Annotated in this window: 6 protein-coding genes; all 6 read right to left on the bottom strand. The window is 45.0% G+C overall.

The window, feature by feature from the left end:
* Positions 1-267 precede the first annotated feature (267 nt).
* The 6 genes from F6K37_RS10325 to ychF all read right to left on the bottom strand — a co-directional run bounded on the left by F6K37_RS10325 (position 268) and on the right by ychF (position 4072).
* Positions 268-426: a hypothetical protein gene (locus tag F6K37_RS10325; protein WP_008188030.1), complete on the bottom strand. Its 159-nt coding sequence runs from the start codon at positions 424-426 to the stop codon at positions 268-270.
* Entirely contained in the window at positions 416-901 is a 486-nt protein-coding gene (locus F6K37_RS10330) for a flavin reductase family protein (protein WP_071106083.1), read from the bottom strand. The genes F6K37_RS10325 and F6K37_RS10330 overlap by 11 nt, the downstream gene beginning before the upstream one ends.
* 107 nt (positions 902-1008) lie before the next feature.
* Positions 1009-1440: a TFIIB-type zinc ribbon-containing protein gene (locus F6K37_RS10335; protein WP_008188027.1), complete on the bottom strand. Its 432-nt coding sequence runs from the start codon at positions 1438-1440 to the stop codon at positions 1009-1011.
* Between the two features lie 35 nt (positions 1441-1475).
* The gene (gene cobM / locus F6K37_RS10340; protein WP_008188026.1) at positions 1476-2273 is read right to left on the bottom strand and encodes a precorrin-4 C(11)-methyltransferase; all 798 of its coding nucleotides are present in this window, start codon (positions 2271-2273) and stop codon (positions 1476-1478) included.
* A gap of 323 nt (positions 2274-2596) precedes the next feature.
* On the bottom strand, positions 2597-2953 hold the full coding sequence (locus F6K37_RS10345) for a phage holin family protein (RefSeq protein WP_008188025.1): 357 nt from the start codon (positions 2951-2953) through the stop codon (positions 2597-2599).
* A 27-nt stretch (positions 2954-2980) separates the two neighbouring features.
* Positions 2981-4072 (bottom strand): redox-regulated ATPase YchF, encoded by a 1092-nt coding sequence (gene ychF / locus F6K37_RS10350; RefSeq protein ID WP_008188024.1) that lies wholly within the window; start codon positions 4070-4072, stop codon positions 2981-2983.
* Between the last annotated feature and the right edge of the window lie 160 nt (positions 4073-4232).

Raw genomic sequence — 4232 nt, forward strand, 5'->3', positions numbered from 1 at the left:
GGCATAGTTTTGATATCACACCCTAGTTGAGCTTTTGAACAGTTGAAATGTTAAGCGGTCAGCGGTCAGTGGTCAGTAGTCAGCAGTCAGTGGTCAGTGGTCAGCGGTCAGTGGTCAGCCGTCAGCCGTCAGCCGTCAGTCGTTGGCAACTAACCCAAAGCTGATAGCTGAGAGGATATCTGAAAAGTTTTTTGATACTTAATTTTGCCCCCCTAGCCCCCCAAGCGAGGGATTGCTCGCTTGGGGGGGACAAGAGTCAATTTGCTTCTAAAAGTCCCCCAAAATTGGGGGATTTAGGGGGCTTGGATGTAGCAAATGAGACTTATCAGACAACCTCTGATAGCTGAGAACTAATAACTGATAACTGATAGCTAATAACTGATAGCTGATAACTGATAGCTGATAGCTGATAGCTCTAACCGCCATACTGCCAACCAGTGCTTTCTAGTAACAACTGATCTCCTTCCCGATGAATGCCAGCACCAACGACTTCAGCAACAAAGACGGTGTGATCGCCTTCTTCCACAGTTCCTCTGACCTGGCATTCTACATAACCGAGGGAGTCAGAAATAATCGGACAACCAGTTACTTCTCCGAAGTAAAATTCTACATCAGCAAACTTATTACCAACGCGACTTTGGGGTTTAAAAAATTTGGCTGCCATATCTTTTTGCCCACTATCGAGGAAGCTAAGGGCATATACTCCTGTTTTCTTAATAATGGCGTGGGATCCAGAGTCTTGTTTAACACAGTTAACGATTAGTGGTGGTTTGAAGGAAGACTGCATTACCCAGCTGACCGTGAAGCCATTGATTGTTTCTTCACCATCCCTGACCCCACAGATATATAGACCATGGGGAATTTTGCGCAGCATGGTCTTTTTTGCTTGTTCGTCTAGCACGAGTCTTTCTCCCTAAGTTCTTAGTGAACGCGCCCCGCGTGAGCTTTTGGGCAAAGCCCGACGCTGGGCGAACGGTCAATCCCAATTAGTTTACAGAATTTTCCCTTTTAAAAGACAGGATTGGGGATGTCCTTTTGGGCTCTAAACATGCGCTTAACTCGATATAGAACACCTCTGGGCTGAAAATTATGCTTATACTGCCTGAATTCCCCAGCATCTAGCCAAACCCCGTGGCATTGGAAGCATTTTTCGTACCAGACGCTGTACTCATCAATATCAAGCATCCGGATCATTTTGGCTCCACAGCGGGGACAGCAAATATCATCATTGATCTTATTCAGCTCAGAGCCAATTTCCGGGTCTCCAATATCTAGACTCTCAGAACCTTTAATCTTTTTGAGTATTTCGGCCTCCAGGGAATCAAACCAAATGCCTTTGCAGTTGACACAGCGGTCTACTTCAATGCCATGGCAGGTAACTGGCTCTAATTTTCCTTTACACTTTGGGCAATTAAGTGTTGGGCAATTAAGTTCCTTCACACTTTCACACAAAAATTAATGTTATATCATATATCTTATACAATAGAAGGGTGAGGACGAAAGAGGTGAGAGTGTTCGGGATGATAGAGACGGGAACGGGTTTTAAGGCCATCACGGTTTAAAGCCGTCTTTAGTGCCGGACTGATTAAGTAAAGGGTTGTCCGAATTAAATTGTGCTCATGAGTAGTTGCTGCCATTTTATCAAGGTCAACTAGCCAAATTTTTTCATCTGGCCAGCCAATGCGGAAGCAAACCGCTACTGGTGTATCAGCAGAATAGTGTTTTAGGAGTTTGGCTTGAGCCGCTTCTACATGACGAGCACTCAGATAGAGGCACAAACTAGCTTGATGGGCAGCTAGGGATGCTAATTCCTCTGAGTCTGGGACCGCAGAAGCACGACCACTGATCCGGGTCAGGATAATCGTTTGTACTAATCCCGGTATAGTTAGCTCAACACCAAGTTGTGCGGCTGCTGCTTGAAAGGCGCTGATGCCTGGGATAAGTTCAAAGGGAATAGAGGCTTCCTTTAGAGCTTGCATTTGCTCGTGGATAGCACTATATAGAGTCAAATCTCCTGAGTGTAGCCTGACCACAGATTTATGCGATCGCACCCGTTCAATCATCAGTGGCACAATCTCTTCTAGGGTTTTGTTGCCAGAGCGAATAATTTCGGCATCAGCCCGAACACTCTCTAACATCTGTTTGGGCACTAGAGAATCTGCCACGATAATAACATCTGCCTTTTGGAGGATTTTCAAGGCTTTGACAGTTAATAAGTCTGGAGCGCCTGGTCCAGCACCGATAATGTAGACTGCTGGTGCGATTGAATTCATATAGTTTCGGAATTATGCTTTAGGAGATAGTATTTTGGTAAGCATATGCGCTACTTGAGGTGCCGTCAGCTCTCAGCGGTCAGCCGTCAGCTCTCAGCCGTCAGCTCTCAGCTTTTTTATTCAAAAGCTGAGAGCTGATAGCAGGCGCGATCGCTGCACGGGGTCAGATGAGTAAAACGAGCAGGGATTTTCAAGCAGTCCTACCAGTAACCCAGATGCTTGTTTACTATCTCCCGTTGATTAGCTGACGGCTGAGAGCTGACAGCTTAAGCTGTGTGTTTACCTGTCTTTTACCTGTGTGTTTACCAGTTAGTGACCAACAATCAAGCCAAGGTTCCGAGCAGCTTATAGATCAAGGAATTAACGAAACCAAGGGCAATTGCGCCAATCAAAGCGCTCCAAAATCCCCAGCGAAGTCGGAATCCTGTTACCAAAGCAGCGGCTAAGCCAAAAATAATCGCGTTGACCACAATAGCAAAAAGCCCAACAGTCAAGATAGTCAGAGGAAGAGATAAAACAATCAGGATTGGTTTCAATAGGGCATTGAGAATGCCGAACACCACTGCTGAAACCAATGCTTTCTCAAAACTATCAATCTCGACACCAGTTGGGAGTTTGGAAATGATCAACAAACTGACGGCAGTAACCAAACAGGCAATTAAAAGACTAATAATATCCATGGGTATCACCTTTTAGAGCACCACTACTTACACATTAAAGCGGAAAAGCATCACATCTCCCTCTTGTACAACATAATCTTTACCTTCTGAGCGAACTAACCCTTTTTCCTTAGCAGCGGTCATCGCTCCAGCAGCTACCAAATCCCCATAAGCAATGGTTTCTGCCCGAATAAAGCCTCGCTCAAAATCCGAGTGAATTGTCCCAGCCGCTTGGGGGGCTTTCATACCAGCAGCAATAGTCCACGCCCGAGTTTCCTGGGGACCAGTGGTCAGAAAGGTACGTAAACCCAACAATTCGTAGGTAGCGCCAATCAATGATTTTAATCCCCCTTCTTCTACACCAAGGGACTGAAGAAAATCCTCTCGGTCTTCCTCAGGTAACTCAATTAGTTCTGACTCTACTTGAGCAGAAACCACTACCACTTGAGCATCTTCGGTAGCAGCAATTTGCCGCACTTGCTCGACCCAGTCATTGCCAGTGGCTAAGTCATCTTCAGATACATTAGCGGCATAGATAACTGGCTTACTGGTCAGTAACCCCAATTGCTTGACTGACTCGGCTTCTTCTTCTGTTAAACTAATCTGGCGCACTAATTTGCCTTCATTCAACCCAGCACTCAAGGTTTCCAAGGCATCAAGTTCCATCTTGGCATCTTTGTTACTACGAGCTTGCTTCCGGGTACGCTCAATCCGGCGTTCAACTTGCCCTAAATCAGCTAAGGCTAATTCTAAATTAATGACTTCAATATCCCGAGCTGGGTCAACGGAGCCGGAAACATGGATGATGTCATCATCATCAAAGCAGCGCACCACATGGACAATCGCATCGACTTCTCGGATATTGGCTAAAAACTGGTTACCCAAGCCTTCGCCTTTACTGGCTCCCTTGACTAAACCAGCAATATCCACAAACTCAATCCGAGTTGGCACAATTTTCTCAGATTCAGAAATCTTGGCCAGAACCTGCAACCGCTGATCTGGGACAGCAACTACACCGACATTCGGCTCAATGGTACAAAAAGGGAAATTCGCAGCATCTGCCTTGGCATTGGCAACTAGGGCATTAAATAAGGTTGATTTGCCTACATTGGGCAGTCCAACAATTCCAGCTCTTAGCATAGCAGTATATTATAGTACTTTAAAATGGACAATGGGCAATAGAAACTTGAACCGATCGGCCAGTTGTTCTACTGTTGTCCCAATTATCGCTTATCTTCTTGGTTTTTATTTTATAATTTTATTTTATAATTTTATTTTATAATTTTATTTTATAATTTTA

Source organism: Moorena sp. SIO4E2, from assembly GCF_010671945.1.
Taxonomy (GTDB): Bacteria; Cyanobacteriota; Cyanobacteriia; order Cyanobacteriales; family Coleofasciculaceae; genus Moorena; species Moorena producens.

Excerpts from the sequence above, each read along its gene's own strand:
- cobM (WP_008188026.1), bottom strand. The coding sequence starts at position 2,273 with ATGAATTCAATCGCACCAGCAGTCTACATTATCGGTGCTGGACCAGGC.
- F6K37_RS10325 (WP_008188030.1), bottom strand. The coding sequence starts at position 426 with ATGGCGGTTAGAGCTATCAGCTATCAGCTATCAGTTATCAGCTATCAG.
- ychF (WP_008188024.1), bottom strand. The coding sequence starts at position 4,072 with ATGCTAAGAGCTGGAATTGTTGGACTGCCCAATGTAGGCAAATCAACC.
- F6K37_RS10345 (WP_008188025.1), bottom strand. The coding sequence starts at position 2,953 with ATGGATATTATTAGTCTTTTAATTGCCTGTTTGGTTACTGCCGTCAGT.